General features: G+C 72.1%; 21 protein-coding genes. 14 read left to right on the plus strand and 7 right to left on the minus strand.

The window, feature by feature from the left end; all coding sequences use genetic code 11:
* The first annotated feature begins 5 nt into the window (after positions 1-5).
* The gene (locus ASC56_RS33710) at positions 6-1,364 is read left to right on the plus strand and encodes an MFS transporter (protein WP_055495407.1); all 1,359 of its coding nucleotides are present in this window, start codon (positions 6-8) and stop codon (positions 1,362-1,364) included.
* 531 nt (positions 1,365-1,895) lie between these two features.
* On the opposite strand, the gene ASC56_RS33720 is transcribed toward ASC56_RS33710, so the two are convergent.
* Together ASC56_RS33720 and ASC56_RS43305 are read right to left on the minus strand one after the other, a co-directional pair.
* Positions 1,896-2,888 carry a phosphotransferase family protein gene (locus ASC56_RS33720; RefSeq protein ID WP_055495409.1) on the minus strand — a complete coding sequence of 331 codons (993 nt, stop codon included), beginning with the start codon at positions 2,886-2,888 and terminating at the stop codon, positions 1,896-1,898.
* Between the two features lie 234 nt (positions 2,889-3,122).
* Complete coding sequence (locus ASC56_RS43305; RefSeq protein ID WP_371330371.1) at positions 3,123-3,296, minus strand: hypothetical protein; 174 nt, start codon at positions 3,294-3,296, stop codon at positions 3,123-3,125.
* Between the two features lie 261 nt (positions 3,297-3,557).
* Between ASC56_RS43305 and ASC56_RS33725 the strand changes: the two genes are divergently transcribed.
* The 11 genes from ASC56_RS33725 to ASC56_RS33775 all read left to right on the plus strand — a co-directional run bounded on the left by ASC56_RS33725 (position 3,558) and on the right by ASC56_RS33775 (position 18,276).
* A complete protein-coding gene (locus ASC56_RS33725) occupies positions 3,558-6,230 on the plus strand; it encodes a SpoIIE family protein phosphatase/ATP-binding protein (RefSeq protein WP_055495410.1) in 2,673 nt (890 codons plus the stop codon).
* A gap of 122 nt (positions 6,231-6,352) precedes the next feature.
* Positions 6,353-7,492, plus strand: a complete 1,140-nt coding sequence (locus ASC56_RS33730) for an ABC transporter substrate-binding protein (protein WP_371330372.1) — start codon at positions 6,353-6,355, stop codon at positions 7,490-7,492.
* A 357-nt stretch (positions 7,493-7,849) separates the two neighbouring features.
* The gene (locus tag ASC56_RS43310) at positions 7,850-8,233 is read left to right on the plus strand and encodes a substrate-binding domain-containing protein (protein ID WP_055495412.1); all 384 of its coding nucleotides are present in this window, start codon (positions 7,850-7,852) and stop codon (positions 8,231-8,233) included.
* A 122-nt stretch (positions 8,234-8,355) separates the two neighbouring features.
* Positions 8,356-9,618: a serine hydrolase gene (locus ASC56_RS33740; protein ID WP_055495413.1), complete on the plus strand. Its 1,263-nt coding sequence runs from the start codon at positions 8,356-8,358 to the stop codon at positions 9,616-9,618.
* Positions 9,619-10,123: 505 nt separating this feature from the next.
* Positions 10,124-11,581 carry a hypothetical protein gene (locus ASC56_RS33745; RefSeq protein ID WP_371330376.1) on the plus strand — a complete coding sequence of 486 codons (1,458 nt, stop codon included), beginning with the start codon at positions 10,124-10,126 and terminating at the stop codon, positions 11,579-11,581.
* A gap of 245 nt (positions 11,582-11,826) precedes the next feature.
* The gene (locus ASC56_RS33750; RefSeq protein ID WP_107309422.1) at positions 11,827-12,321 is read left to right on the plus strand and encodes an SH3 domain-containing protein; all 495 of its coding nucleotides are present in this window, start codon (positions 11,827-11,829) and stop codon (positions 12,319-12,321) included.
* Between the two features lie 227 nt (positions 12,322-12,548).
* Positions 12,549-13,352 (plus strand): XRE family transcriptional regulator, encoded by an 804-nt coding sequence (locus tag ASC56_RS33755; RefSeq protein WP_079102886.1) that lies wholly within the window; start codon positions 12,549-12,551, stop codon positions 13,350-13,352.
* Positions 13,353-13,497: 145 nt separating this feature from the next.
* Positions 13,498-14,235, plus strand: a complete 738-nt coding sequence (locus ASC56_RS33760; protein ID WP_055495416.1) for a hypothetical protein — start codon at positions 13,498-13,500, stop codon at positions 14,233-14,235.
* 255 nt (positions 14,236-14,490) lie between these two features.
* The gene (locus ASC56_RS33765) at positions 14,491-16,323 is read left to right on the plus strand and encodes a phosphatidylglycerol lysyltransferase domain-containing protein (RefSeq protein ID WP_079102887.1); all 1,833 of its coding nucleotides are present in this window, start codon (positions 14,491-14,493) and stop codon (positions 16,321-16,323) included.
* Between the two features lie 106 nt (positions 16,324-16,429).
* Complete coding sequence (locus ASC56_RS33770; protein WP_055495417.1) at positions 16,430-17,449, plus strand: permease; 1,020 nt, start codon at positions 16,430-16,432, stop codon at positions 17,447-17,449.
* Positions 17,446-18,276 carry a TIGR03943 family protein gene (locus tag ASC56_RS33775; protein ID WP_055495418.1) on the plus strand — a complete coding sequence of 277 codons (831 nt, stop codon included), beginning with the start codon at positions 17,446-17,448 and terminating at the stop codon, positions 18,274-18,276. The genes ASC56_RS33770 and ASC56_RS33775 overlap by 4 nt, the downstream gene beginning before the upstream one ends.
* Positions 18,277-18,286: 10 nt before the next feature.
* On the opposite strand, the gene ASC56_RS33780 is transcribed toward ASC56_RS33775, so the two are convergent.
* Positions 18,287-18,868, minus strand: a complete 582-nt coding sequence (locus ASC56_RS33780; RefSeq protein WP_055495419.1) for a TetR/AcrR family transcriptional regulator — start codon at positions 18,866-18,868, stop codon at positions 18,287-18,289.
* A 302-nt stretch (positions 18,869-19,170) separates the two neighbouring features.
* Between ASC56_RS33780 and ASC56_RS33785 the strand changes: the two genes are divergently transcribed.
* A complete protein-coding gene (locus tag ASC56_RS33785; protein ID WP_055495420.1) occupies positions 19,171-20,622 on the plus strand; it encodes an MFS transporter in 1,452 nt (483 codons plus the stop codon).
* 735 nt (positions 20,623-21,357) lie between these two features.
* On the opposite strand, the gene ASC56_RS33790 is transcribed toward ASC56_RS33785, so the two are convergent.
* The 3 genes from ASC56_RS33790 to ASC56_RS33800 form a co-directional block, all read right to left on the minus strand.
* Positions 21,358-22,134 carry an MBL fold metallo-hydrolase gene (locus ASC56_RS33790; RefSeq protein ID WP_055495421.1) on the minus strand — a complete coding sequence of 259 codons (777 nt, stop codon included), beginning with the start codon at positions 22,132-22,134 and terminating at the stop codon, positions 21,358-21,360.
* 114 nt (positions 22,135-22,248) lie between these two features.
* Complete coding sequence (gene ligD, locus ASC56_RS33795) at positions 22,249-23,274, minus strand: non-homologous end-joining DNA ligase (protein ID WP_055495422.1); 1,026 nt, start codon at positions 23,272-23,274, stop codon at positions 22,249-22,251.
* A gap of 6 nt (positions 23,275-23,280) precedes the next feature.
* On the minus strand, positions 23,281-23,907 hold the full coding sequence (locus ASC56_RS33800; RefSeq protein ID WP_055495423.1) for a DNA polymerase ligase N-terminal domain-containing protein: 627 nt from the start codon (positions 23,905-23,907) through the stop codon (positions 23,281-23,283).
* Between the two features lie 110 nt (positions 23,908-24,017).
* On the opposite strand from ASC56_RS33800, the gene ASC56_RS33805 reads away from it, so the two are divergent.
* Positions 24,018-24,473 (plus strand): RpiB/LacA/LacB family sugar-phosphate isomerase, encoded by a 456-nt coding sequence (locus ASC56_RS33805; RefSeq protein ID WP_055495424.1) that lies wholly within the window; start codon positions 24,018-24,020, stop codon positions 24,471-24,473.
* 36 nt (positions 24,474-24,509) lie between these two features.
* Here the strand turns inward: ASC56_RS33805 and ASC56_RS33810 are convergent, their stop codons facing one another.
* Entirely contained in the window at positions 24,510-25,295 is a 786-nt protein-coding gene (locus ASC56_RS33810; RefSeq protein ID WP_055495425.1) for a CDP-alcohol phosphatidyltransferase family protein, read from the minus strand.
* Positions 25,296-25,360 lie beyond the last annotated feature (65 nt).

Here is a 25,360-nt window from a genome sequence, read left to right on the forward strand (position 1 = left end):
CGCACATGGCAACGACGCCAGCGACCGCCCACCAGCCGCCGCAACTCCCCGACTTCACCCGCGAACGCCGCCGCCTGCACACCAAGCTGAAGCTCGCCACCCAGATCGGCGAGGGCATCGACGGCTACATCATCGGCGGCATCGGCATGGCGATGGCCGCTCTCACCGCCGACCTCCACCTCTCCACATCGATGGAGGGCCTGGTCGGCGCCTCGCCGCTGATCGGCATCTTCCTCGGCGGCCCGCTCTTCGGCCGGCTCGCAGACCGCTTCGGGCGCCGCCCGGTGTTCCTCGCGGACATGCTGATCTTCCTCGTCGGCTCGGTGCTTCAGTTGTTCGTCACCGACGGGCTGCAGCTGTTCCTCATCCGGCTGCTGATGGGTGTGGCGATCGGTGGCGAGTACGCCATCGGCGCCCCGCTGCTGTCGGAGTACGCCCCCAAGGAGGGCCGCGGCCGGCTGCTGGCCAGCCTGGAGATCAGCTGGTACGTCGGCTACGCGCTGGCCACGGTCGTGGGCGCCCTGTTCGCCGGCGTCGACGGTGGCTGGCGCTGGTCCCTGGCCAGCAGCGCCGTCATCGCCGTGGTGTGCGTGGCCCTGCGCGGCGGCATCCCGGAGTCGGCCCGCTGGCTGCTGAGCAAGGGGCGCCGGGAGGAGGCCGAGCAACTGATCGAGAAGTACGGCATCCAGATCGACGTCACCGCCGAGCTCGACGACAACACCGGTTCCCAACGCGTCGGCTTCGGGGCCCTGTTCAGCCGCCGCCATATCCGCAGCACGGTGTTCGCCAGCGTGTTCTGGGCGGCTCTGGTCCTGCCGTACTTCGCCATCGGCACCTTCTGGACCCAGGTCTTCGACGCCCTGCACATGGGTGACAACGCCGTCGGGGCGCTTCTTGTCTACTCCTTCACCGCCGTCGCCGGTGTGACGGCCGGCTGCCTGGTCGTGGACCGCATCGGCCGCCGCAAGCTGCTGATCCCGCCGTTCTGGATCACCGGCGGCTGCCTGGCGCTGGTCGCCGTGTGGCCGTACTCCACCCCGGTCATCGTCGGCGGCTTCCTGTTCTTCATCTTCCTCAACGCCGCCTCCAGCGCGCTGACCGCGGTCTACCCGCTGGAGGTGTTCCCGACCTCCCTGCGTGCCACCGGCGTTGGCTTCGCCACCGCCATGAGCCGGGTCGGCGCGGCCGTCGGCACCTTCCTGCTGCCGATGGGCCTGGACCGCTTCGGCGTGCGGTTCGTCCTCCTCGTCGGTGCCGGCGTTCTCGCCGTCGGCGGGCTGGTGTCGCAGTTCCTGGCCCCGGAGACCACGGACCTCGACCTGGCCCGGGCGGCACGCGTCGCCCGGGACAAGACGTCGGCCTGAACCACTGCCCGAGCCATGGGCCGCGGGCCCGCGACGTCGTGGCCGCCCTCCTCGCCGACCAACCGGGCGGTCAGTCGTCGTGGGCCCTGCCGTGGGACACCGGGACCTGGATCGGTGAGGACCTGGGCCTGCGGCCGCGGCCGCGCGAGCTGGCCGAACGGTTCGTCCGCCGGCGGCTGAGCATCGACCGCAGCGTCAACCAGGCCGTCATAGACATCCTGGCCTCAACCGGTTCTCCGGCTCCCTGGCCCGATCCCCGTGTCGCCGCCGAAAGCTCGCCCGCTTGGACCGGATGGTGCTAGAACGCTACCTCGCCGACCTGGCCCTCGACCTACGCGCGCCCCATTCCCGCGGCCGGGACATCGGCTCGCTGAACGCCTTCATCCCAGCCGTGCGCCGCCACGGCTGGGATCACAGCCTTCCGGCAGTTCCCCACCGCCGACGTCAACTTCCCTGCCCACTCGTTCGAGCTGATCGTGCCGAGGAATAGACAGGTGCTCCGTGCGGCCCCGCGCATCCGAGGTCCGAGGACTACACCAACGGCAGGAGCGCCAGCGCCTCTCTCACGTTGTGCTCGGCGATCCCCTGCATGAACGCCCGGTCGGGGAAGTCACCGTCAAGGAGACGAAGTGGGCCGGCTACCAGCGACAGACGCATCGCGAGCATATAGAGGTCGAGCCGCTGCGGATCGAGACCGGGCCGGGCCAGTGCGGTGTACCGCTCGCCGAAGCGGAGCTGGAGGAAGACGTGCTCCCACTCGACGTCGAAGTACATCAGGCCCTCGATGTCGATCAGGACGGGGTGACCGTCGGCGTCGACCAAGACGTGATCGGGGCCGAGTTCTCCGTGGATCAGTCCGTACTCCGTGCGAGGGCTCACTCGATCGGCCAGTTCCTGCAGACGGTCACGCAACACAGCGCCGGCTGTCGCGATCCTGCCCTCGCGCCCCGCCGCCTCCTCAAGGTCCCGCAGGGCACGGCCGAGGACCCGTCGCTCGCACGAGACCTCGGATGCGGAGCCGCCCCGCTCCAGCAGGTCCACTCTGCCGTAATGCTGGGCCTGCTGCCGATGCATCACCTCAAGCATCTTGGCGAGGTCGCCCAGGGCTCCCGAGGCGCGCGTGGGATCGGTTTCGAAGAGTGCTTCGAGCGTGCCGCCGGAGACGTCCTCGACCACGGCGACGTCCGACGGATAGCGGTGTCGGCTGTCATCCGCCGAAAGTACTCGTGGAACCCGTGCCCCGAGGCTGTCCAAGCTCCGCTGCGCGGCCAGGAACGGGACCAGCCCGGAGGCGGGCGTGAACGGGTCAGCCGGGTCGGCCTCTCGCGCGTCTGGCCAGAAGTTCTCGGCTTCGGCCCAACTGTAGACGATCACACTCGCTGTGAGGGCTCCGTCAAGGCGGACCCGGTACACCCCTTTCTTGCTCCCCCCGCGCAACCGGTCCACCGCGACAACGTGGCATTCCGCTCCCAGTGCGTCACGCACGAGCCCCGACAGGTCTTCGATGTCCGCGAGTTGCCGCATCCGCAGAACCTACTGAAGACGCCGCCGCGCGTGCCACTGGGTACCTCCTCAGCAGTCCCCCGAGTCGTCGCCGACTTGCACAGCCGCGTCAGGCCCGACGCCATGTCGTGCCCCACGGCGTCGAAGACCGAGCGTGCAGCGTCGTCTCGGTCAGCGAGTGGTCGAATGCGTCGCCGCCGATCTCGTACGCGGGCTCCAGCACCGCAGTCGACGCGACGGCCCGTTGCCGACGGTTCAGGGCGGCAGGAAGGCACGCGGCATCTCCGCGGGCAGCTGCATCCGTTTCGTTCGGGTACGTCGGACGAAGTAGTCCATGTGGGTCCGCTTGGACGTGATCATCATGGCCAGCAGTGCGGCCAGCGCCCGGCCGCCGCGCAGCGAGGCAGGAGTCAGCGACGGCGAGTGCACATGGCACCCGTGGGCGCTCGCCGCCAGCGCTGTTCGGCGCGGCCCCGGGGCACCTCGTGGTCAGTGGCCCAGAAGCGATACAAATGTGATATGTGCGCAGGTTCTGGTCACTACGGGCGTGGGGTGGCTGATGCGCCCAGGAGGGCCGATGGGCCCGATCGGAATCCTCGCCCGGAACAGGGCCCCCATGGGCCGCGGGAGCGCGGCGGGCCTCAGCAGGGGGGAGCGGCGCCGCCGCGGCCGCTGCGCTCCCTGCTGAGCGTGCGCAGCCTCGCCGGCCAGGTCTTCCTCCTGCAGCTGGTCCTCGTGCTGCTGGTCGTCGCCGCCGCGCTGCTGGTTCTCGTCGTGCAGGCTCGGCGCCAGAGCGTGGCGGACGCCCAGCACCGGACGCTTGCTGTGGCCCAGACGTTCGCGCACTCCCCGGGGGTCGTGGCGGCGCTGAACAGCCGCGACCCGACCGCGGTGCTGCAGCCGCACGCCGAGGCGGCTCGAAAGGCCGCGGGCGTCGACGCCATCATCGTGTACAGGCTGGATGGGATCACCCTCACCCACAGCGACCCGCGCCAGATCGGGAAACACATCATCGGCCCGTACGCGGAGGCGGCGGCCGGCAAGGCGTTCACCAGGACCTTCCGGGGATCCCTGGGGCTTTCGGTGATCTCGGCGGTCCCCGTGAGGGCGGCCGACGGCTCGGTCGTCGCCATCGTCTCCGTTCCCGTACGGGTCGAGAACGTGCAGCACGCGGTGGACCGGCAGCTGACGGTCCTGCTCGGCGGCACCGCTGGAGCCCTTGCCATCGCCGCGGCCGGAGCGGGCCTGGTGAGCCACCGGTTGCGGCGGCACACCCATGGCCTGGACGCGGCCGAGATGGCCCGGATGTACGAGCACCACGACGCGGTCCTGCATGCGGTGCGGGAAGGAGTGCTGATCATCGGCGGCGGCGGGCGGTTGCTCCTGGCCAACGACGAGGCACGGCTGCTACTGGGCCTGCCGGCGGACGCGGAGCAGCGCCAGATCACCGATCTGGGATTGGAGGAGGACCTTGCCGAGCTGCTGATGTCCAATCGCCCGGTCACCGACGAGGTGCACCTGGCGGGCGACCGGCTGCTGGCGGTCAACAAGCGGCTGACCGCACCTCGCGGCCCGGAGGGCAGCGTCGTGACGCTACGGGACACCACCGAGCTGCTGGCTCTCTCCGGCCGGGCTGAGGGGGCGCGCGCACGGTTGAAACTGCTCTACGACGCCGGGTTGCGGATGGGCGCCACGCTGGATGTGAAGCACACCGCCGAGGACCTGGCCGAGGTGGCGGTGCCCCGGTTCGCCGATGTCGTCACCGTCGAACTGCTGGACCCGGTCCTGCACGGCGAGGAGTCCTCCGCCGCGACCACCGAGATGCGTCTCACCGCGGCCGCGGATGTGGATGAGGACCGTCTCGCCGGCCTTGCCGACGAGCTGATCCGGTTCGTCACCACCCACGCCGCCCCCGCAGGGACGGTCGGCGGCCGAGCGGTGCTGGTGAGGGACCTGCACACCGCCGACGTCCGCCGTGCCCAGGGCACCGAACATGCCCGGCGACTCCTCGACCACGGTATCCACTCCTTGCTCGTGGTCTCGCTGCGGGCCCGTGGGGTGCTGCTGGGAAGGGTGGAGTTCTGGCGGGCGAACGACTCCCCGCCGTTCGAGGAGGAGGACGCGTCCTTCGCCGAGGAACTGGCCGCCCGGGCAGCGGTGTGCATCGACAACGCCCGCCGCTACACCCGCGAACGCACCATGGCCGCCACTCTGCAACGCAGCCTGCTGCCACGCGGGCTGCCCGAGCAGACCGCACTGGAGGCGGCGTACCGCTACCTGCCGGCCCAGGCCGGGGTGGGCGGGGACTGGTTCGATGTCGTCCCGCTGTCCGGCGCCCGGGTGGCGTTGGTGGTCGGCGACGTGGTCGGCCACGGACTGCACGCCGCGGCGACCATGGGCCGACTGCGCACCGCCGTTCACAACTTCTCCGGTCTGGACATCCCTCCGGGTGAGCTGCTCGGCCGGCTGGACGAGCTGGTGGTCCAGATCGACGCCGAGGAGGCCGCAGCGGGGGAGGACGGGCAGACGATCACCGGGGCGACCTGTCAGTACGCCGTCTACGATCCCACCTCCGGGCAGTTGACCATCGCCAGCGCAGGCCATCCGGGACCGGCGGTGGCCCATCCCGACGGGACCGTGGACTTCCCCCGGGTGTCCGTCTCCCCGCCGCTGGGACTGGGCGTCGGCCTGCCCTTCGAGAGCACCGAGCTGACGGTGCCCGAGGGTTCCCGGCTGGTCCTCTACACCGACGGCCTGTTCGAGGACCGCGACCTCGACGCCGGCCTGAATGCTCTGCGCGGTGCTCTGACCGGGCCCGATCGCACCCCGGAGGCCACATGCGCGGCGGTGATGGAGGCCATGTTGCCCGACCGGCCCAGGGATGACATCGCGCTGCTGGTGGCCCGCACCCGTCGGCTCGCCCCCGGCCAGATCGCCGAGTGGCACGTGCCCCGTGACCCGGCGGCGGTGGCCCCCGTGCGCACTGCCTGCGCCCGCACACTGACGGAGTGGGGCCTGGAGCACGTCGCTTTCACCGCCGAACTCGTCCTCAGCGAGCTGATCACGAACGCCATCCGCTACGGCACCGAACCCATCACCGTACGGCTGCTCCACGACCGCACCCTGATCTTCGAGGTCTCCGACGGCAGCAGCACCTCGCCCCGGCTGCGTCGGGCGAACGACACCGACGAGGGCGGCCGTGGACTCTTCCTGGTCGCCCAGTTCACCGAACGCTGGGGCACCCGCCACACGTCCACCGGCAAAGTCATCTGGGCCGAACATTCCCTCCACGACGGCGCCGTGCCGGCGGCGGAAGGGCTCGGCGAGATCCTGTTCGGCCAATGGGACGACACGACACTGTGAGCCGAGGCTCCTCGGTGGAGGGTCACTGGTCGCCCGCTTCCCCTGGCGGGATTCCGTCATCGAGGTGGACGAGTACTCTGGCCTCGATGACCACTGCGGTTCCCCACCCCCCTGGAGCCGTCGTGACCGCACCCCGTGCCCGAGCAGCCGCCGTCTTCGGCTCCTGTGCCCTTGTGGCACTGGGCCTGAGTGCCTGCGAGAACACAACGACCACCGGACCCCAGAAGCCCTCGGTGGCCACCTCGGCCGAGAACGCGGGCGGCATGGGAGCGCTGATCACCGCAGCCAGACACGAGGGCACGCTCAGAGCGATCGCGCTACCACGTGACTGGGCCAGCTACGGCGCCCTGATCGACGGCTTCGAGAAGATGTACGGGATCAAGGTCACGGTCGACAACCCGCAGGGCCACAGCGAGACCGAGATCGACGCCCTGAGGAAGAGCGGTAACCGGCCGGAGGCCCCCGATGTGATCGACGTGGGCGATACGTTCGCGCGCGAAGCAGCGCGGCAGAACCTGCTCGCGCCGTACAAGGTGGCCGCGTACGACTCCATCCCCGGCAGTCAGAAGGACCCCCGGGCCCGCTGGTACAACAACTACGGCGGCTACATCTCCATCGGCTGCGACGCGAGCCGCGTCAAGCCCTGTCCCCGGACCTTCGTCGATCTGCTGAAGCCCGGTTACCGGGGCAAGGTCGCGCTCGAGGGCGACCCGACCCAGTCGCAGACCGCCCTCGCCAGCGTCTACGCGGCCGCGCTGGCGAACAACGGATCGTTCGACGACATCCAGCCCGGCCTCGACTTCTTCGGCAAACTCAAGAAGACCGGCAACTTCAACCCCCTTGAGTCCACCTCCGCAGCGGTCGCGGACGGTCGGACGCCCATCAGCATCAACTGGGACTACGTCAACCTCGGCTACGCCGACCAGTTCCGCGGCAAGGGCGTGAACTGGCAGGTGGCGATCCCCTTCGACGGCAGCTTCGCCCAGTACTACGCGCAGGCGATCAACAAGAACGCCCCGCACCCGGCTGCCGCCCGCCTGTGGGAGGAGTACCTCTTCAGCCCGAAGGGCCTGAACCTCCGGCTCCACGGCTATGCCCGCCCGGTGCTCATGGACACCATGAGGCAGGACGGCACCCTCGACGAGGCCGCCGCCGCACGTCTGCCGACGGTCGAGGGAACGCCGCAGTTCCCGACGGACGCGCAACTGGAGAGGGCGAGGCAGACGGTCGCCCAGGGCTGGGCGAAGGCCGTCTCCGGCTGACGCTGGACCGAGCACGACGTATCAGGTACTTACGGGGCGGTGGCCCCACCCGTGTTCTCCGCCGTGGCCACGTGCACCGGTGCGAGATACCCGCTCGCCGGGCTGAGAACGCTCGGTCGAACTCGTCGATCACGGTGTCCATGACCGGGCTCGCGTCGGTGCGGCGTCTCGACACCCCGCCTGCTCTCCCGGGCCCCGTGCCCCGTCCGTCAGCGGTCCCCGTCAGCCCTCGTCCTCGAGCGCGTCGATGCGGACGGGACCGCCCGTACGGACCGACCGGATGGCCGCCTGGCCCGCCTCGCCCATATCGACCTCACCACGGTCGGACAGGACATCGCGGGCCTTGCTGAACTGGCCGTGGGCCGGGCCATCGCCCGACTGGAGGAAGAGGCGGCACCGGCCGGGGAGGCCTGGTCCCGCCGCGTCTGGTCGTCCGCGGGACCACGGCGGCGCCTCGCGCGCGGTAGGGGCGGGGGCGCCGACGAGCGGCGGTGGGCGGGCGCCGGTTGCCGCCGCGGCTACCGCACCGCGATGAACCGCCACGGCCTCGCCGCCAGGGTGCGCGTGCTGCCGGGCGGACTCACCGAGGAGGACGGCGCCGCTGCGGCCCGCACCCTTCTGGCCCAGGACCCTCGGCCCACCGCGGTCCTCGCCTTCAACGACCGCTGTGCGACAGGGGAGGCCGTGGTCCCGCCGCGTCTGGTCGTCCGCGGGACCACGGCGGCGCCTCGCGCGCGGTAGGGGCGGGGGCGCCGACGAGCGGCGGTGGGCGGGCGCTCTTATGCTGAGCCCGAGGCTTTTGCGGCTTATGTCCTACGGTACGGCGGTACGGCCGTGACCTGTGGCCCGGTTGGAGTCTGCCCATGACCCGTTCGTGCATACGGCTGCGCAGAGGGGCTGCCACCGCCGCCGCGGTGGTGACGCTCGCACTGCCTGTCGCGGTCGGGGCCGCGTTCGGGGTTCCGGAGTCCAATCCCACCGTCACCGTGGCCGTACCGACCGATCCTTCCGGTTCCACGCCGTCGCCGCTGAGCGAGGTACGCGCTCTCACCCCCGACGTGACGCGGCAACTCGACAAGGCCGTTCAGCGGGCGATGCGCGAGGCCCACGTCCCCGGTGCGACGGTGGGGCTGTGGACGGCCGACAATGGCAGCTACGTACGCTCGTTCGGGGTCGCCGACAAGAGCGACGGCCGGCGGATGTCGCCGGATCTGTCCATGCGGATCGGCAGCGAGACCAAGACGTTCACGGTGACGGCGCTGCTTCAGCTGGTCGACCAGGGCAAGGTGGGGCTGGACGACCGGATCGGCCAGTACGTGAGTGGCGTGCCGAACGGCGACAGGATCACTCTGCGTCAACTGGCCGGAATGCGCAGCGGGTTGTTCAACTACTCCCAGGACGACGCGTTCTCCGGGGCGCTGATGTCCGATCCGCAACGGCCGTTCACTCCACGTCAGTTGCTCGACTACGCCTTCAGGCACCCGGTGCTGTTCCCGCCGGGCCAGAGGTTCGACTACAGCAACACCAATCTGATCCTGCTCGGCCTGGTCGTCGAGAAGGTCAGCGGCCGGCGGCTCGAGGACTTCATCCACGGCAACATCCTCGTACCGGCCGGCCTGACCCATACGCTCTTCCCGGCCGACGCGACCTTCCCGGCCCCGCACGCGCAGGGGTACACCAACCAGACCACGAGCGGGAAGGTCGAGGACGCGACCGACTGGAACCCCTCCTGGAGCGGGGCGGCCGGTGCGATGATCTCCGATCTGCAGGACCTGCACACCTGGGCGCGTACGGTGGCCACGGGCAGACTGCGGGACGGCGGCACCCTGATCAGCCCCGCCCTGCAGAAGCAGCGGCTCGTCACGCCCGCGACCATGGTGCCGGGCATCGGGTACGGTCTCGGTGTCTTCAACGTCCAGGGCTGGATCGGGCACAACGGTTCACTGCCCGGCTACGAGTCCCTGACGGTCCACCTTCCGTCGGCGCGTGCGACCCTCGTCGTGCTGCTGAACACCGACATCAGCCATGGTGGTCGGGAACCCAGCACGCTCCTCGGCGAAGCGATCACGAAGATCGCCACACCGGGGCACGTCTTCAGCCTGGCCGCGCCTTCGCCCGCCGGGTGAGGATCGCGGCGGCCCAAGGGGCGCGCCGCCTCCGAGCGTGCGGCGAATTGCGGTGCCGGGGTGGCGGCCGGTTCCCCGCACTCACGACACATCGCGTGCCGCTCCAATCCTCCGCGTGAGCGCATCGCCGTCGTCGTTCCCCGGCCACCGTACGAGGTGATCCCGGTGTCCTCGTACATCCGGTGCCGGCTGCGCGGCCGGAACCGGATGCCCGCGACGAACACCTGACGCCCGCTCGCACCCCGTCCTGTCACGCGGGGCTCGCACCCCGTCCTGTCACGCGGGGCTCGGGCGGCGTTCCCGTCCGGCCCGGTCACTGGCGAGACCCCTCACCCCGCTCTGTGCGTGGCTCACATCACAGCCCGCTGGGACCGGAATGTGGAGCTGGGCTTCACACCTTCATGGCATGCTCACGACTTGTTACCCGTCGGTATTGTTCGTCCGGCGGGCGTTTCCTGCGCCCGGCGGGCGTTCCCTGCCACCCCCCACCACCTCAGGACAGGTCTTGCGCATCCGCAAGTGGCACCTGCGTGCCCTCATGCCCGCGTTCGCGGCATCCGCCCTCCTGCTCGCCTCTGGCTGCTCGTCCGGCCCCGGCTCGTCCGCCGCCTCCGCCGCGGCGCCGGCCGGACCGGCCGAGGCCTCCGCCTCGGCGGCCGAGGATCCCGGCCGCCCCCTCGCCGTCGCGGCCGCTCCGGCCGCCACCTCGACCGCGCTCGCCCGCCCAGGAGAGCGCGGCGCACGGGCCCACCGGAGCACGCTCAAGGTGAGTTCGTACGACCGTCACACCCGACGCGCTGTCATATCGCAGGCGAACAAGGGAACTTCACCCCCTGCGCGCATCCCCTCCACGACTCCGTCGGGAGCCCCGGCCGGTTCCGCCGAACCGGGGCGGATCGCCGTCGGTGACGTCATCGCCAGTGCCCCCGCGCCCGGCGCCCCCGACGGCCTTCTCGCCAAGGTCACCCAGGTGATCGGCGACACCCGTCACGGCACCGAGGTGCAGACCGCGCCGACCACCCTCGACACCCTGCTCGGCGACGACAGGGCCAAGGGCGCGGTGCCCGTGGACCCCTCGTCCTTCGCCGTCGAGCGGCTGCTGCCCGACGTGCAGGTCTCGTGGACCGGGAGGGGTGACGTCCACTCGGGGCCCAAGGGCACGAAGGTCCCGCTCGGCAGTCTGCGCGTCGACGTGCGGGCCGGCGTGCCCACGGCCCCGGGCGCACCGGTGTCGGCGGACGCCACCGTGGGCGGGTACGTGCAGGTCGCGCCCGAGGTGGACTTCTCCTACGGCGGTGGCGGCTCGGGCGCCGCGGCCCGGCAGGCCGGGCCCGCGTCGGCGTACCTCGGCGTCTCGGGAGACTGGACCTCGCGGTGGTACCTGAAGGGGCGTGCCGCGGCCTCCGTCAAGCCCGTGCGGCTGCCGTTCGCCAAGCTCCATGCCGACCCCGTCCTTCAGGTCGGTGCCATCCCCGTCGTGGTCAACCTCGATCTGACCTGCTACCTGGAGGTCAGCGGGGACGGCAGCGCGACCGTCTCGATCGAACAGGACCTCAAGGGTGGCTTCAAGGCCGGTGGCACCTTCGGTCCGGCCAAGGGCTGGACGCCCGTGAACGAGTCGACGATGACGAGCACGCCGGTGCGCGCCTCTCTCTCCGCCTCGGGGAACGTGAAGGCGGCCCTCGGCGCCCAGGCCACCGTCGGTCTGTACGGCGCGGTCGGCGTCACCGCCGACCTGGCGCCGTATCTGCGCGGCGAGGCGTCCGCGACCGCCACGGCGGCCACGGGCTCGGCCGCGAGCCCCACGGCCGCCGCGGTCGGGTCCTGGGGTGTCTACGGCGGCGTTGACCTGAGCGGAGCGCTGCAACTGCAGCTGTCCGTGTTCGGCACGCCCGTCCTCCAGCGCACCATTCCGCTGGGCACCCTGCACCGGGAGTGGAAGCTCGCCGAGGGTGCGGCGTAAGGGTGCCGCGCAAGGGCGGACGAGCCCCGCGGGGCGGCCCCGACCGTCGCGCGGGGCGGCTCGGTATGCGGGCGGGGACGAGGAACAGGCCGGTGCGGTTGCCTCGCGGCCCTCGTCGGGTGTCCGTCCGCCGTCCCAGGGGACGTCCCAGGAACAACGGGACGGAATTCCCGCCCGTCGATGCGGAAACGCTGGGTGACGTGAGATCACGTCTCGTGATCGGCAACGTCAGCACGGAGGTTTCCATGATTCGTCGGACACTGCAGGGCGGCCTGCTGGCCGCGGTTGCGATGTTCGCGCTCGTGCCCACGGCGGCCGTCGCCGTCGGGGGCGACCCCGCCGGTACGGCGGCGGTCGTCACGACGGCCCCGCACCGCCCGCACGCGCCGCTCTCCGCCCTCACCCGGCGCACGCCGGTCCGTCACTGCGGGCACCGCTCCGTGCGGTGCCACCACCACGTCCGTCACGCGCGCCACGCCGCGCGCTCGGCGTACCACCGTCACACCGTCCGGGTCGCCGGGAGCGTCGCCACGCGCCGGGCCCCGCTGAACGTCCGCTCCGGTCCCGGCACCGGCTACCGGGTGGTCGGCCACCGTCATGCCCACGGCCGGCTGGTGCTGGTCTGCAAGAAGCAGGGCTCGTACGTCCACGGGAACCCGCGCTGGTACAAGCTCGCGGACGGCAAGGGATACGTCTCCGCACACTACGTCCGTACGCGGGGTGCCCTGCCCTGGTGCTGACGCGCTCCGCGCGTCCCGCCTCCGAGGAACGGCCTGTCCGGTCACCCGTGCGTGCCCGGGCAGGCCGTCGGCGCGCCCGGCCCCGGGCGACTCGCCCTTCTTCATACCGGTATCGATGTGTGGCGGTACCGCGCCCACGGGAACACATCCCGACAAGCAGGGCGAACCGCCCATACTGTAACCGGCGTTGAGGGACAGGTCATGCGACAGCCCCAAGGATCGAGACCGTGAGGCACGACGCACCGCGGACGGCTGCGCCCCGCGGGCCCACGGCCGCCCCTCCCGGGCAGACGGACGGGCCGTTCGTGACGGAGCTGCGCGATCTCAAGGAGCGTACCGGTCTCAGTCTCGCGGCCCTGGCCGCGCGCACCCCCTACAGCAAGTCCGCCTGGCACCGTTATCTCCAGGGGGTCCAGCGGCCCCCCCGCTCGGCCGTGGAGGCGCTCGCCGGACTCGCCGGCGCCGATCCCGCCCCCGTGGTGGCCCTGTGGGAGGCGGCCGACCGCCCGCCGGTCGCCGAGGCGCCGCCGGGCGACGATCCGGTGGCGCGGCCCGCCCGGACCCGGCGGCTGTCGCTGTCGGCCCTCGCCCTGGTGGTCACGGTCGCCGCGGTCACCGTCACGCTCGTCACCGCCGACCGATCCGGTGCGCCCACCGGGCGGCTCGCGTCCGCCACGCCTCGGTGCCGGGGTGCGTCCTGTCAGGGGCAGCTGCCCGACCGCGCCGCCTGCGACCGGGACGCGCAGACCAAGAGCGCGGTCCGCGACGCGTCCTATGCCGTGCGGCTGGAGTACTCGCCGACCTGCGGTGCCGCCTGGGGCGAGGTCAAGGCCAAGGCGTCGGACGCCCGCGTCATCTCCGTGCGGGCGGGGCGGGACGCACTGTCCGCGGCGTACCCGGGAGACGGCTCCGGCGGCTCGGTGAGCCCCATGCTGGCCGTGACATCACCCCAAGGTGTGCAGGCTTGTGCCGAGGTGGACGGCAAGGTGGCGTGCACCGGCCTGGACGACGAACCGGCCGGGGAGCGGTGAGCGGATGATCGGGGCGGAGGCGGCTGCGCGGGGCAGGACAGGCGCGGGCGCTCTTGCCCCGGCGGATGTCCTACATGTTGTAGGGTTTGCGTCGTCCGTCCGCCGGTCGGTATCGGCCGGCGCGTTGTCGCCGATCGGGGGATCCGTGCAGGACACCGACGAGCCGTCGCCGCCGATCGGCCCCGTCTTCGAGCGGATGGTGGACCGGGCCCTGGATCTCCCGGAGGTCGCGGCCGCGATCGCCGCGGCCGACCCGGGCCCATCGCGCGAGTGGCTGCGTGCACAGGCCCTGGAGGCGGGCGACGACCTCGCCGCTGTCGCTGCCGATGAGTACGACCACTACCTCACGCTGCGCACGACCACCGCCGTGCGGGAGAGGACGTCGGACGGCGACGGCAGCGCCAGAGACGGGCTGCTGCCCGTGCTCGCGGTCCTGGTGCCGAGCCTCGGGGCCGCGGCCACCGGTGTCTTCCTGCTCTGTGGGTTCGGTCTGCGTGCCTTCGCCGTGCGTCCTCACATCGGCGACGGGCTGGTGATGGCGGGGGTGATCGCCGCCGCCGTGACGGCGGGAGCGGCCCTCGGGGATCTCGCCTGGCTCCTCGTGGCCCGCAGGCGGGGCCGCCGCGGGCCCGGCGACCATCCCGCGGACCGCGACCCGGAGGTGCGCCGCGCCCGTGAGACCTGGGAGCTCGCCGTGCTGGAGCGGGGGCTGGTGCCGTTCCTGCTCGACCGGGCGGATCCGGGGCCGGCGGATCTCGAGCGCGTGGGTGGCGCGCGTGCGGACACCGAGCGAGAGCATCCGGGGCGCCCGCGCGAGCAGGGCGGGGACGAGGAAGGCATGGACGCAGGGCGGGTCGTGGGGGCGGAGGAGGGGGCACAGTAGCTGCCCGGGGGCCCGGGGGCGCTCGTACGGGTGAACCGCTTCTCGCCCCCCACCGGCCCGCGCCGGAACCCGCCGCCCCGGGGCGCTGGCATCCTCCCCGCCGGACTCCTACCCTAGGTGAGGTCCCTGTTACCCCTACGAAATGTAGGGTCCATGGGAGCGTCTGGGAGAATCAAGGGCAAATCGCCCCGAGCCCATGTGTCAGCTTCCGTCCACGCCGGTCACTCCGGCCTCTTGTCAAGGTGAGTCATCGCGGTGCCCGCACAGCAACAACCAGTGATCCCCCAGCAGCGCGTCCAGCGCCCGCAGAGCACGTCGGGGGAGCGGCCTCCCCTGCTCACGCGCCTGCGCCCGGGGGCGGCCGCCGCCACGGTCTGGTACCTGCGACTGCAGGCCCTCCTGAACATTGTGGCGGTCGTCTCACTGCCCTTCCGCGAAGAGGTCCACGAGCACAACGCCGGCCAGTTCTTCACCCCGTACCTGGCCACCGCCGGTCTGGTCTCGGCGGCCCTGGCGCTGTTCCTGGCGCTGGTGATGCGGCGCCGCAAGCGCGCGGCGTGGATCTTCAACATGCTGCTGGCGGGCCCGCTCTTCGCCCTCTACGTGCTCGCCCTGACCCAGCACCACTACGGCCGGCACGTCTTCAACTGGATCTCCGCCCTGCTCACCGGCCTGTTCGTGGCCGCGCTGCTGGTCGGCCGCAAGGAGTTCCGGGCCGTGGGCGACCGCTCCAACCCTCGGCTCGCGCTGGTCGTGGCCGCCGGCGGCATCCTGGTCAGCGGCGGCATCGGCACTCTTCTGGTGAACGCGACCAACAAGTTCCCCGGGGCCTCCCTGACGGACAAGATCGCCTACACGCTGCTGCGCGGCGTCAGCGTCGGCCCGCTCGCCGACCACATCGACAACGTGCACGCGCCGCGCTGGGTGGACATCACCATCAACGTCCTGATGGCGATCTCCTTCCTCCTCGTGCTGTACGCCTGCTTCCGCTCGCCCCGCGGCCGGGAACTCCTCGGCGAGGAGGACGAGCGGCGGCTCCGTGCCCTGCTCGACAAGCACGGCGAGCGCGACTCCCTCGGCTACTTCGCGCTGCGCCGCGACAAGGCCGTGATCTGGTCCCCGAGCGGCAAGGCCGCCGTCACCTACCGGGTGGTCGGCGGGGTCACCCTGGCCTCCGGCGACCCGATCGGCGACCCCGAGGCCTGGCCCGGCGCCATCGAGGAGTGGCTCGAGGAGGCCCGTCGGCACGCCTGGACGCCCGCTGTCATGGGCGCCAGTGAAGAGGCCGGGACGATCTACGCACGACACGGTCTGGACGCCCTGGAACTCGGCGACGAGGCGATCGTGGAGGTCGCCGACTTCAGCCTGGAGGGCCGCGCGATGCGCGTCGTGCGGCAGGCGCACAACCGGGTGCGCCGCGCCGGGTACACCGTGCAGATCCGCCGCCACGGGGAGATCCCCGAGTCCGAGATGGCCAGCCTGATCGAGAAGGCCGACCACTGGCGCGACGGCGGCAGCGAGCGCGGCTTCTCCATGGCACTGGGCCGCCTCGGCGACCCGGCCGACGAGAACTGCGTGATGCTGGAGTGCCGGGACGGCGAGGGCGAGCCCCGCGCCCTGCTCAGCTTCGTCCCCTGGGGCGAGCAGGGCCTCTCCCTCGATCTGATGCGGCGCGACCGCGACTGCGAGAACGGCCTGATGGAGTTCATGGTCATCGAGCTGCTGCTGCGCGCCCGCGACCTCGGCATCCAGCGGGTGTCGCTGAACTTCGCGATGTTCCGTGCCGTCTTCGAACGTGGCGCCCGGCTGGGAGCCGGACCCGTCCTGCGGCTGTGGCGCTCGGTGCTGACCTTCTTCTCCCGCTGGTGGCAGATCGAGTCGCTCTACCGCGCGAACGCCAAGTACCGGCCTGTGTGGGAGCCCCGCTTCCTGCTGTTCGAGAAGACCAGCGACATCCCGCGCATCGGCATCGCCAGCGCACGCGCCGAGGGCTTCCTGGAGGTGCCGAGCCTGCCGTCCCTGTTCGGCCGTCGGCACGTCCCGGCCCCGCAGGGGCAGCCGCGGCCGGCGTACGAGAAGAGTCATTGAGCGGCAAAGTCCCGGTTGCGGGGTGAGACACGGCGCGCGGCGCGACGTACAGGAGGGGAGGGGGAAGCCCCCCGCGCCGCCCGTTCCTCCCGGAGGTACCCCGCCCGTGACGATCGTCAAAGCAGCCCCGGCCCCCATCGACCGGGGCCATGACGAAGAGGCGCCCGAGGGGCAGGGCTGGCAGTTCAACTCCTCCCTGGGGCTGACCCTGCTGCTGCTCGTGCTGGTCGTCGGGCAGGGCCCGATCCGCCGGGCGCTGGCCGCGCCGGTGATGCAGAGCTGGATGACCGTCTTCCTCGCGGTGGTCGTCCAGGCCCTGCCCTTCCTCGTCCTCGGCGTGCTGCTGTCGGCGGCCCTCGCGGTGTTCGTCCCGCCGTCGTTCTTCGCCCGCGCCCTGCCGAAACGGCCCGCCCTCGCGGTGCCGGTCGCCGGGGTGGCCGGGGCGGTGCTGCCCGGCTGTGAGTGCGCCTCGGTGCCGGTCGCGGGGGCGCTGGTGCGCCGGGGGGTGACACCGGCCGCGGCGCTGGCCTTCCTGCTGTCGGCTCCGGCGATCAACCCGATCGTGCTGACCGCCACCGCCGTCGCGTTCCCGCGCAACCCCGAGATGGTGCTCGCCCGGTTCGTGGCGAGCCTGGTCGTGGCCTGCGCGATGGGCTGGCTGTGGCAGAGCCTGGGCCGCACCGACTGGCTGCGGCCGCCGGCCCGCGCGTCGTACGAGGGCCACAGCAAGGGGGCCGCGTTCTGGGGCTCCGTACGGCACGACGTGATGCACGCCGGTGGCTTCCTGGTCGTCGGCGCCATGGCCGCGGCCACCCTCAAGGCCGTGGCCCCGGCGAGCTGGCTGCGTACGGCGGCCGACGACCCGGTGGTGGCGATCCTCGCGCTCACGGTCCTCGCGGTGCTGTTGTCGATCTGCTCCGAGGCGGACGCGTTCGTGGCCGCGTCGCTGTCCCAGTTCTCCCTCACCGCCCGGCTGGCCTTCCTCGTGGTCGGACCGATGATCGACCTGAAGCTGTTCGCGATGCAGGCGGGCACCTTCGGCCGCTCCTTCGCGCTGCGGTTCGCGCCCGCCACCTTCGCGCTGGCGGTGCTGGGGTCGCTCCTGGTCGGGGCGGTGCTGCTGTGAACCGTCAGGCGCAAGCCGCCGTGCTGTTCCTGCTCGGCGGGGCGATGCTGCACGCCGGTACCACCGATCTGTATCTGCGCTACGTCAAGGCCGGGCTGCGCCCGCTGCTGCTCGCGGCCGGAGCCGTCCTGATCGCGGCCGCCTTGGCCACCGTCTGGTACGAACTGCGCCGGTCGCGGGCGGCGCGGCAGCGGCCGGCCGATGACGGGCCGTACGACGGGCACGGCCAGGGGGAGCACAAGCGGTCCGACGGGCACGACGACCGGCACGGCGAGGGCGAGCGGTCCGACGGCCAGGACCACGGGCACGGCCACTCCCACCGCGAGCCGCGGATCTCCTGGCTCCTCGTCCTGCCCCTGTTCGCTCTCATCCTGGTCGCCCCGCCCGCTCTGGGCTCCTACAGCGCCATGCGTACCGGTACGGCGCTCCAGCCGCCCCTGGCCTACCCGGCCCTGCCGTCCGGCGATCCGGTCCGGCTCGGCCTGGTGGACTACGCGGGCCGCGCGGCGTACGGGCAGGGACGTTCCCTCGGCAACCGGACGGTGGAGATCAAGGGGTTCGTCGCCCTGGACAGCGGTGGTACGCCCTACCTCGTCCGCATGGCCCTCAACTGCTGTGCCGCCGACGCCCAGCCGGTGAAGGTCGGTCTGTCCGGGAAGCTCCCGCCCGTGCTGCAGCCCGACTCCTGGCTCGACGTCACCGGCACCTACAGCGGTAAGCGGACCAAGGACCCGGTCAACGGCGGGATCGTCCCGTTCCTCGACGTCGTACGGGCCAGGCCGGTTCCCACCCCGAGCGATCCGTACGACGAGAGCTGGAACAGCTGACGGCGATCGCTCACGCGCCTGCCGCTCGCACCCCGTCCAGCGCCACGTTCAGCACCCGGTCACGCTGCGCGTCGTCCGGGAAGTTGGTCCCCGTGATCCCGGCGACCATGCGCAGCAGGTCGTCGAAGCTCATGTCGGCTCGGGCCCGTCCGGCCTTCTGCGCTCGCTCGAACAAGGGGCCGCCCGCCTGGTACATGGACTCCCGGCAGGCCAGGAAGATGTCCGACTCGTCGTCCATCGCCTCACGGATCGCCCGCTTGGTCACCGTGTAGTCCACGAACCGGCGCAGCCATGAGGTGAGCGCCTCCCACGGCTCCAGGTCCGCGACCTCCGTGGCCACCCGGCACAGGGCGTTCACCTCGCCCGCGTACACGCTCTCGAAGAGATGGCGGCGGGTGGGGAAGTTCCGGTAGAGCGTGCCGATGCCGACTCCGGCGCGGCGGGCGATGTCCTCCAGGGACGCCTCCGCGCCGTTCTCCGCGAAGGCCTCGCGGGCGGCGGTGAGCAGGGCGTCGTAGTTGCGGGCGGCATCCTTTCGGTGCGGCCGCTGGGACGCGACGATCTCACTGACGGGGAACGGCTGTGCCGTCACTGCTGCCTCCCTGGCCGGACCGAGGTTGAAGCGGAGGTGCGCCTCCGTTACAGTGGAGGTGTACCTCCACTTTAGCAGTCGGGGTGCGTTCGTCATGGACGCGTGCGGCCACACGCGTCGTCGACCTCGTGCCCCCTCGATTCGACACCGGGCCCTGCGCAGACCGCACCGCCCGTCCCTCCCATCCGCTCCGCGACCGCTCCCCGCGGCCGTCGCGTGCCCCGCGCTGCCCAGCGGCGCCGCCGGGTCCGTACGACCGCGGCCGGATGACGTCGGCCGCACCCTGTTCGGAGAGGCCCTTGATGCCCCGGAACTCCACTCGCCTCACCTTCGCGGTCCTCGCGACCGGTGCGGGCGTGTTCGCCATGCTGCAGTCGCTGATCGCACCGGCGCTGCCGACCGTCCAGCACGCCCTGCACACCTCGCAGTCCACCGCGACCTGGGTGATGACGGCGTATCTGCTGTCCGCCTCGGTCTTCACGCCGATCCTCGGCCGGGTCGGCGACCTCGTCGGCAGGAAGCGCACGCTCGTCGCCGTACTGCTGACCGTGCTGGCCGGCTGTCTGCTCGCCGCACTCGCGCCGAACATCGGTGTGCTCATCGTCGCCCGTGCGGTCCAGGGCGCCGGCGGCGCGCTGTTCCCGCTGTCCTTCGGCATCATCCGGGACGAGTTCGCCCCGGCCGAGGTGAGCGGCAGCATCAGCAACCTGTCCGCCGTGATCGCGGCCGGCGGCGGCGTCGGCATGGTGGCGGCAGGTCCCATCGTCTCCGCGCTCGACTACCGCTGGCTGTTCTGGATCCCCGTCGCCGTCGTCGCCGCCACCACCCTGATCGCCCTCCGTTTCGTACCCGAGTCGCCCAGCCGCGCCGTGGGACGCGTGAACTGGCTCGGCGCCGTACTGCTGTCGGCATGGCTGGTGGCCCTGTTGCTGCCGCTCAGCCAGGCCGGCCAGTGGGGCTGGGCATCGGCCAGGTCGATCGGACTGTTCACCGCCGCTGTGGTGCTCTTCGCGCTGTGGCTGCTGTCCGAGGCACGCTCCCGCACCCCGCTGATCGACCTGCGCGTCATGCGGCTGCCCGCCGTGTGGACGACCAACACCGCCGCGCTGCTGTTCGGCGCGGGCATGTACTCGATCTGGTCCTTCCTTCCCGGCTTCGTCCAGACGCCCGGCTCCGCCGGCTACGGCTTCGGAGCGTCCGTCACCGCGTCCGGGCTGCTCATGCTGCCGATGCTGATCGCCATGTTCTTCTCGGGCGTGCTGAGCGGTCGACTGGAACCGGTGGTCGGAGCCCAGGCGCTGCTCACGGCGGGTGCGGCGCTGGGCGCGGTCGCCTGCGGCTTCCTCACCCTCTGGCACGACCGTCAGTGGCAGGTGGCCCTGGTCGCGGGCGTGTTCGGTTTCGGCATCGGACTGGCCTTCGCCTCGATGGCGAACCTGATCGTCGGCAGCGTCCCGGCCGAGCAGACCGGCGCCGCGACCGGCATGAACGCCAACATCCGGACGATCGGCGGCTCCATAGGCGCCGCGGTCACCAGCGTCCTGGTGACCGGCCGGCTCCAGCCCTCGGGCCTGCCCTACGCCTCCGGCTACACGCACGGCTTCGGGCTGCTGGCCCTGCTCTGCCTCGCCGCCGCGCTGGCCGCGCTGCTCGTCCCGGCCCGGCGTACCGGCCGCGTCACCGGCGTGCCACGCGCATCCGACGAGCCGATCCGCACCCGGCCGGAGCCCGCCGAGCCGGGCGTGCGCGGCTGACCCGATCGAGGGCGGGGCGTTGGGGCCGCCGTGGGCGGCTGGATCGCTTCGGAGGGCTGATCGCCGCCCTGGGCGGACGGCCTGGCAGGGCGATGGCCTTCGCCATGAGCATCGCCGAGGACGGGCCGGGTGGCCTTGGGGGGCCTTGGCCTTCGCCATGGGCGTCGCCGGGGACGGGCCGGGTGGCCTTGCGGGACCATGACCGCTGCCTTGGGTGGAACGCCTTGCCTGGGCGGCGGTCATGACGCTGGGCCGGGTGGTGCTCCCGGGCGGTCGGGCGGCGGGTGTGCGAGTGGAGTCGGAGGCCGCCGAGCCGGGTGCGGGTGGCTGACGCGATCGAGGGCGGGGCGTTGGGCCGCCGCGGGCGGCTGGATCGCTTCGGAGGGCTGATCGCCGCTCTGGGCGGACGGCCTCGCAGGGCGATGGCCTTCGCCATGAGCGTCGCCGAGCGGGCCGGACGGCCTTGGGAGGGCCTTGGCCTTCGCCGTGAGCGTCGCCGGGGACGGGCCGGGTGGCCTTGGGAGGGCCTTGGCCTTCGCCGTGAGCGTCGCCGGGGACGGGCCGGGTGGCCTTGCGGGACCATGACCGCTGCCTTGGGTGGAGCGACTTGCCTGGGGCGGTCATGACGCTGGGCCGGGTGGCCTTGGAAGGGCCTGTCCGCTGCCCTGGGCGGGACGGATCGCCTCGGAGGGGCGTGATCGCTGCCCTGGGCGTAGCCCGTCGCCGCCGTCGTGGTCATGGTGCTCCTGATGGGCGGCTCTCCAGGGTCGCCAGTTCGCGGGCGTGTGCGACGGCGGTGCCGACGGCGGTGTGGATCACCGGGCCGTGGCCGGGCAGAAGGATGCCGGCGTCGAGCCCTTCGAGGGCGCTCAGGGAGTCGAGCGCGCGGCCCCGGTCCCGGTGGAACATCGGGGGCAGCAGTTGGGGCCCGCGCCGACGGGACGTCGGATGCCCGCTGACCAGCGCGTCGCCCGTGATCAGAATCCCGGTGCCGGGCAGGTGGTAGGCGCAGTGCCCGTCGGTGTGACCGGGTGTGAGGACCGGAACCGGACGCCCGGGAACGTCGAGCCCACCCTCCTCGGGAAACGGCTGCGGCTCGACGACCGGAATGTGAGCCGTACCGCCCGCCCGCAGGGCGTGCACGGCCCAGGGCAGCACTCCGGGACGCCAGCCGTTGGCCAGCACCCGGCCGACCGAGACCTGGTGCAGGAACTCGCGCCGGGCGTGCGCCAGCTCCGCGGGGTGCATCAGGACCGGCGTCCCATGGGTGAGGCGGAGATGCTCCGCCGCACCCATGTGGTCATTGTGCGCGTGCGTGATCAGCACGGCCGCCACGCCGTCGGGGGCGACCCCGACGGCAGCCAGTGACGCGAGGAGACGCTCCCGGTCCCTGGGATACCCCGTGTCGACCAGGGTGGCCGTGTCGCCGTCCCTGACGATCACCCAGTTGGTGCTGCTCCCCGCGACGAGGTACACGCCGGAATCGACCTCGACGATGTTGCCGTCGGGCATGGATCACCGCATCTTCTTCAGGCCCCGAAGGGCAGCCGGTCTCGGACACGCGCCACGGACGCCTCGCCCGGCGTCACCGAGCGCATCCTCTCGCAGCCGGGTACGGGGCCGCCCTCACACCGCGACATGCCTGGCCGGGTGTTCGCGTACGACCTCGCTCGCCATCTTGTCGTCGCGCAGCCCGAGGAAGCGCGGATGGCGCAGCATCCCGTCCCGGGTCCACTCGGTGAACCCGATCTGCGCCACGAGTACGGGCCGCACCCAGTGGGCGCCCCTCTCGCGCACCGGGTCGGCGAAGGGCGACGCCGAGGTGGCCAGTTCGTCGAGGCGGGCGCGCAGGTCGAGCAGCGTACGGCGGTCGAACCCGGTGCCGACCTTGCCCGCGTAACGGAGCCGGCCGTCCTCGTAGTAGCCGAGCAGCAGGGCGCCGAAACCGACCCGGCTGCCGGACGGCTCGGTGAAGCCGCCGATGACGAACTCCTGGCCAAGGGAGCACTTGAGCTTCAGCCAGGCCGTGGAACGGCGCGGCTGGTACGTACTGCCGGCGCGCTTGGCGATCAGCCCCTCCCAGCCACGCGCGCACGCCTGGGCCAGCAGCTCGGCGCCGCCCTCGTTGCGGTGGGTGGTCAGGCGCAGCGGGGGACGGAAGGTGAGGGCTCGGCGCAGCAGCGACTTGCGCGTGCGCAGCGGCAGCCGCCGGGTGTCCATGCCATCCAGCCGCAGCAGGTCGAAGACGTAGTACGTGACGGACACCCCGGTCGCCTCGATGTCCCGGCGCCGGGTCAGCCCCATCCGCTTCTGCAGACGGGAGAAGTCGGTACGGCCGTGTGAGAACGCGACGACCTCGCCGTCGACGGTGAAGTCCCGGCACTCCTGGGCGGCGATCGCGTCGACGATCTCCGGATAGGTCTCGTTCTGGCGGTGTCCCGAGCGGGACAGCAGGACGACCCGGTCGTCCTCGCGCACCGCGAGCAGGCGGACGCCGTCCAGCTTCCGCTCGAAGATCCACTCGCCGCCGGGGAAGTCCCGTCTGTCGCTCAGCGTGGCGAGCATGGGCCGTGCGGCGAGTTCGACGCCCGGACGGGCCGGGGCGAGCAGCCGTCGTTGCTCGGCCGGCAGCGTGTCCAGGAGGCCGCTCATCAGCGTTCACTCTCCGTGGCTGCCGGCGGCGACCTGGGCGAGCGTACGTCCGCTGCACACCGAGCGGGCACGGCGGGGGTCCGGCGTCGGGCGCCGACCGTCGGCACGGGCGTGGCCCGCCTTCACCAGCAGCCAGGCCTCGTCGTCTCCCTCGCGGAACCGGGTGAGGGCGTACTCGCCGCGCAGCTTGGAACCATGGAGCCGGAACGTGGCGTGCCCGCGCTCCAACGACTCCTCGAAGGGCACGGGCCGCCCACGGCGGTCGTGGCTCAGCGGCTCGTACCACCCGCGATCCCAGACGATCACCGTGCCGGCCCCGTACTCGCCCTCCGGAATGACGCCCTCGAAGTCCGCGTACTCCAGTGGATGGTCCTCGGTGGGCACGGCCAGGCGCCGCTCACCGGGAACGGTCGACGGCCCCTTGGGGATGGCCCAGGACTTCAGTACGTCGCCCACCTGAAGCCGGAAGTCGAAGTGCAGCGTGCTCGCATCATGGATCTGCACGACGAAGAGGGGCGCCTCGCGGGAGACCTCGTCCCCGTCCCCCGAGGACGCCTCCCGGCCCTCGGGCTCACCGGTCCGGCCGAAGTCGCGTTTGCCGCGATACTCCCGCAGCCGCTCGCTGCCGCTCACGTCCGGCTCCTTCCCGCCCCATTCCGCACGGGGTGCCCGTCTCGTGCGGCCCGAGTACCCCGTCGGCCGCCGTGACCACCTGCCGGGCGTGAGCGAGTACGCTCCGGAACATGCGGATCTCCGTTTCCTCGGACATGGACGAACCCGTGGCCCGCGGCCTCGTCGAGCAACTGCGCAGCCGCGGCCACGAGGTGCTCACGCACGGTGCGCTGCGTCCGGGGGCCGACCCCCAGTGGGCGGCATGCTCGGAGGCGGCGGCACGCGAGGTCGCCGACGGCACGGCGGACCAGGCGGTCGTGTGCTGCTGGACCGGCACGGGCGCGTCGATCGCCGCCAACAAGGTGCCGGGAGTACGGGCGGCGCTGTGCACGGACGCGTACACCGCTGACGGCGCCCGCCGCTGGAACGACGCCAATGTGCTGGCGCTCAGCCTGCGGTTGACGTCCGAGCCGCTGCTGAAGGAGATCCTCGACGCCTGGTTCGCCGCCGAGGCCAGCGAGGACGCCGACGACCGGGAGAACGTGGCCCGTGTCGGCCGGCTCGACCTCGGCAGAACGGCTCCGTAGCGCGGATCCTCGGCCGGCGGAAGCCCGGCCCGTGGCTCAGCCGCCCGCCACCAGCTCCGCGACCGGCTCCACCACGGTGTCGCCGACCAGCTCCACCGGGCCCAGGCCGTCCTCGCGCACGCTCCACAGCCACAGCACGTCCCGTCCGAACGACCACACCAGGGACGCCAGCGCCGACGCGACGATCCCCGCGGTCGCCGCGAACGGCAGCAGGCCCGAACCGGCCACCAGCAGGGCGATGCCCTGCCATGCCGCCACCGTCTTGCGCGCCATGCTCGGCGGCAGCTCGCCGTTCAGCCACGGCAGTACCTTGGCCGCCGCCACGAACACGTACCGCATCGCGCCGATCAGCAGCACCCACGGGCCCAGCGACATCGCCACGTACACGCTCAGCACCACGATCAGGAACGCGTCCACCTCCATGTCGAAGCGCGCGCCCAGTGCGGACGAGGTGCCCGTGCGGCGGGCCACCTTGCCGTCCACGCCGTCCAGGATCAGCGCCACCGCCGTCAGTCCCACGAAGAGCGTCACCGGCGGCGAGCTCTCGAAGGAGTCCGCGACCAGCGCCGTGACCCCGCCCACCAGGGTCGCCCGGCCCAGGGTCACCCGGTTGGCCATGCCGAAGGAGCGCAGCCGGGAGCGGAGCACGGCGCGGGTGAGCACCGCCCAGGTGGCGAGCGCGAACGCCAGGCCCGTCAGCCACCCGGCCGGCCCCATGCCGATCGCCGTGCCCAGCAAGGTCAGCAGCAGCACCTGCACGCCCGCTCCCACGGTCGTCTCCTGCTGCAACAGCCTCGCGTCGTATGTGTGGTTCAGGGCCACCGCTCACCCTCCGGCCAAGTGACAGATTCGATCTTCGCGCGTACCTTGTGCGCGACTTCTCGTAG

This window comes from Streptomyces sp. TP-A0356 (genome assembly GCF_001417775.1).
Taxonomy (GTDB): domain Bacteria; phylum Actinomycetota; class Actinomycetes; order Streptomycetales; family Streptomycetaceae; genus Streptomyces.

Coding starts and splice junctions, on each gene's coding strand:
- ASC56_RS33740 (WP_055495413.1), top strand. CDS start 8,356: ATGACCCGTTCGTGCATACGGCTGCGCAGAGGGGCTGCCACCGCCGCC.
- ligD (WP_055495422.1), bottom strand. CDS start 23,274: ATGAGCGGCCTCCTGGACACGCTGCCGGCCGAGCAACGACGGCTGCTC.
- ASC56_RS33750 (WP_107309422.1), top strand. CDS start 11,827: ATGATTCGTCGGACACTGCAGGGCGGCCTGCTGGCCGCGGTTGCGATG.
- ASC56_RS33720 (WP_055495409.1), bottom strand. CDS start 2,888: ATGCGGCAACTCGCGGACATCGAAGACCTGTCGGGGCTCGTGCGTGAC.
- ASC56_RS33790 (WP_055495421.1), bottom strand. CDS start 22,134: ATGCCCGACGGCAACATCGTCGAGGTCGATTCCGGCGTGTACCTCGTC.
- ASC56_RS33710 (WP_055495407.1), top strand. CDS start 6: ATGGCAACGACGCCAGCGACCGCCCACCAGCCGCCGCAACTCCCCGAC.
- ASC56_RS33805 (WP_055495424.1), top strand. CDS start 24,018: ATGCGGATCTCCGTTTCCTCGGACATGGACGAACCCGTGGCCCGCGGC.
- ASC56_RS33785 (WP_055495420.1), top strand. CDS start 19,171: ATGCCCCGGAACTCCACTCGCCTCACCTTCGCGGTCCTCGCGACCGGT.